This window comes from Amycolatopsis circi (genome assembly GCF_003385235.1).
GTDB classification, from domain to species: domain Bacteria; phylum Actinomycetota; class Actinomycetes; order Mycobacteriales; family Pseudonocardiaceae; genus Amycolatopsis; species Amycolatopsis circi.
Window position 1 is genome coordinate 1 of the sequence record NZ_PQIA01000284.1, and the last position, 3,862, is coordinate 3,862.

The 3,862-nt window shown below is 63.7% G+C and carries 1 protein-coding gene and 1 pseudogene; both read right to left on the reverse strand.

The window, feature by feature from the left end:
* Positions 1 to 441, reverse strand: a pseudogene (locus tag D0D37_RS46255) (hypothetical protein); the annotation flags it as partial.
* A complete protein-coding gene (locus D0D37_RS46260) occupies positions 438 to 3,824 on the reverse strand; it encodes a sigma-70 family RNA polymerase sigma factor (RefSeq protein ID WP_162834821.1) in 3,387 nt (1,128 codons plus the stop codon). The pseudogene D0D37_RS46255 and the gene D0D37_RS46260, both read right to left, overlap by 4 nt.
* Between the last annotated feature and the right edge of the window lie 38 nt (positions 3,825 to 3,862).

The window sequence follows — 3,862 nt, forward strand, 5'->3', positions numbered from 1 at the left end:
CTCCTCGTCAATGGAGCCGATGACCCGCCCCGCCACGCCCCCCACCGTTGCCACCACGTGCACGACGAGGGACGCTCGATCCACATGGTTGTCCCGGTCTATCTCGATCTCCCCGGTCCATTCCCGACCACCATCCGAGCAGGGCTCCAGCCGAGACACCGTGCGGGTGTTGGTGGCCCCTTCGGTCAAAACAGCGACGACCGCGACATCTGACCAGCTGCCCTTCGCCTCGATCTCTCGAGCCGGCACGGTCGCGGTCACCGCAAGCTTGGCCGTCTGCCAGTCGTCGCGTTCCGCCATCCCGAGTGCTGCCACCTGCTCGACTACCGAGCAACTTCGCGAGTCCAGCTGCTCGCGGCTTTCCCCCGGGCCGCGCAGCCGGACGGCCGTAATCCGGGCCGTCACCGCACCGGTCAGCCGAGGATACGAGTAGACCTTCACGCGACGGCCCCCTTATTCTCCTGAAGCTCGACGATGAGGCCAGTCAGCGTTGCCCGTACCGGGTGGGTCGACACATCGGTGACGCCCCGGAAGACAGCACGACGCGTTCCAGAAGCGAAATGCAACACGCCGTCGACTGCTTCGCAGCCGCTGACGGCGATCAGCTCTGCCCATTTGACTAGCGGGCGTGGGCCCGAGCGCACTTCTAGCTTCGCAATGGGGTTCATTGCCCAGGCCTCGCTCCCAGGCGTCATCTTGACGACTGCGGTGATCTGCCACGCGCCGGAAGCGTCGACCTCGGCGTCCAGCTCATCCAGTTTCGGAGGCGTGGCAGTTCCCCTTGCCTTGGCGGCTGGTTTGCCCGAGATCTTGAGTCGTTTGCTTACCTTGCTCGTACCACCGGTCTTCTCTTTTTTGGAAATCGCCACCAATCGGTGCACCGCCTGATTTGTCTCCCAGGTCATCTCCGCGATCCGACGATGGGCCGACGGTGAGTAGCGCATTCTCAGCTCTTCGGTCTGGGCCCACTTGTTGTGCTCTGGCGGCTCGGAAGCACGAAGGAACTCCTCGGCTTCAGCTGAGAAGGGCGCGTCCGCGCCTGCTGCCAGACCAGCCAGCAGGACGGCTTGGAAAGGGTTGGTACCCACGGGTAGACCGGGTACCCGGCTTGTCTTGACCGTCATGCGATTGCCACGCATTGCCGTCACGCGATTGATCCGGCCGTCGGCGTCGGTGGATTCGGTGACGAGGAGGACGGCCTTGTGGTCGCCTGCCGTACCGGCGGCCCCCCGCGCAGGAAGTTTCAGGCGCACGGTGGCAAGAGCTACTTGGCCGGCCTCGGTGAGACGATCCACCGTGGTCCCTGCCAGGAAGGCTTGAAGAGCCCGCGAACGAGCAGGCTGGTGTACCTGCGGGTCGACCCGTTCCTCATCGATATGTTCCACACCGTTGCGAAGCGTTCGCACGGACGCCTCCAGCAATGGCCGATGCTCACCCCCAGATGTCATCGCTGCCCAAAAGTTGCGTCCCAGTGCGCGGACCAGTCGCTGGTGCATCCGCTCGAGAGTGTCCTCGTCCTCGCTCGCGCTGCTGTCGTAGTCCTGCCCAGTTTCAGCCAGGCTGGCCACATCATGGGCTCCCACGATCAGGAAGGAGGTGCCTGGCTCATCGTCCTCTCTGGTGAGATGCAAGCGCTCGACCACGCCTTCGTCCGCCCACCAAGAGCGGACGACTTCGGTGTTCTCTGCTCTGGGATCAGGGTGCCCCAGCCAAGCAGGACCGGCGAATCTCCTGCCGTCCACTTCCCGCCACGGCAGGTCGAGCCGACCGATCACCCGACGCCGAGTGCGCCCCTCGTGCGGTTCGGAAAGCGTCGAATTCATGAGAACGAGACCCAGCCTGCTGGTAGCCCACAACGTGGCCTTGCCCAGACCGTATGACCCGCCGGCCGACACATCGGACTTATGGCTGTCCAGTTGGCGTCGGACCACCGCCGCGAACCGACCGTCCTCGTAGTCGTCGCCAGTGAGGCCGTTGGCGTTGTAATCATCGATCCGGAGAAGCACCAGCCGGTCCCGCTCGATCATCTCGCGCAGTCCGGAGCTGATGACGCGTCCGACTTTCTGGTCCTGCGCCGCGGCGGCCGTATAGTGCGGCCGGAGGTCGTTCCAGCGGATCGCGTCGCAGAACCCGGCAAGGGCCTCGCCAGTCAGTTCATGCAGGGTGTAACGAACCCGGACCGGACGGTCGTTCCGCCGGTCGCGTTCGTCCAGGCTGTTCTGGGTCGCCTCGCGCGCCAGCACTTCCAAGTCAGCTTCGAACGCGAAGGCCGCCGCGTTCCCGAACTCTCGCCCGCCGTCATCGTGCCCGGGACGGTGGTACCACCTGACCGATGACTCCAGCTCAGTCGTTCCTCGGCCGAATTCGGGCTCCGTCGAGGTCACCGATTCCTCCTCTCTGTCGGAACTGCTCTCCGCCTCCTGCATGTCTGCCCCGGGCGTGGGCGCGACAGCAGCGGAACCTGATCTCGCTCGTTTCGCAACGGTTCCGCGGCGCGTCGTTCTCTCAACCGTATCTCGCCCCACGTTTCGGACCGCCCTCGCACGCCGGCGTTCGGCAGCGGCATTATCCGGCTCGAGACCCCGGCCTATCCTGATGCTCACCAGCGCCTGACCCTCGATTTGCCGAATTCGCTCGCGCGTGACGCCGAACTTTTTACCGATTTCCTCCAGATTCCAGATCTGCCCGTCAACTAATCCGTTTCGCAGTAACAGAATCTCCCGCTCTCTCGAGGAGAGGCCGCATGTGTCGAACCACTGGAAGATCTCCTGACGCTCGAAGCTCGACCGCAATACCTCCTCCGGGCCCGGAACTAGCGCCAGGTTGTCGACACACAGCTCGCCAAGCGTCACGTTCCCGCCCGCAGGCTGATCGAGCGACACAACCCGGCGGGCCAGACGGAGGTAATCGACCACCTTCTCCGGACGCAAGCAACACGCCAGAGCAAGATCGTCTACATTGGGCTTCTTGCCGAATTTGAGAAAGTGCTCTCGCTCCCGCTTCCGAATTTTCTCGACGTCCTCCCAGACGTGTACTGGAAGACGAATAATCAGCCCCTCGTCGGCGATCGCGCGAGACACGCTCTGGCGAACCCACCAGGTGGCGTATGTTGAAAACTTGTACCCCCTGGAGGTGTCGAACTTCTCGACCGCGCGGATCAGGCCGAGCACGCCGTGCTGCACGAGGTCGTCCTGACCAGGATAGTCTCGATGCCCCCATGCCTTCACTGTCTTGTAGACCAGCCCCTGGTTGTGGGCAATCATTGCCGAAAATGCCTGATACGCCTCGCCTTCTCGCGCCAGATCTGCCACGTATCTGTCGGGTAAATCCTCCGTCGAAGTATGATTTCCACGGAACAACAGGACTAGTCCTACTTCTTCCTCTGCACTTAGTACCTTCTTGCCCGGATTTCGTAGCCGTCGATCGACTCTGAGCACCCGTCGCGCCGCGGCGCGTGCGACATCCAGATCACCGATCCGCACTGGGCCGCGGACCTCGGCCAGGATTGGACCATCCGCGATGTCTTCGCCCTCAGAGAAGTCCAGAGCGTCGAAGCCTTCGCCGGAGGGAGCCTCGCGGTCGACTGTCGCCTCCGGACCGGAGAGCGGTTCCGCAGCAACGTAAACCTGCCTATCGGCTACCCCCTGCCACAGGGTCTGAGCCCTGCCGTCGTCAAGTCGCGCGGCCTGCACCACCTGCGCATGCGCCAACCCCCGGTCGACTCCTTCGGCCGCGAATCGGCTGACCAAACGAACGAGCAAACCCCAGCCGGCGTCGTCGATCCGTTCACCGGATCCACTGGCCCGCCCCACTATCCCCCCCACCCGCTCCCTATACACCTCCTACGCTCCCCACCAATCAA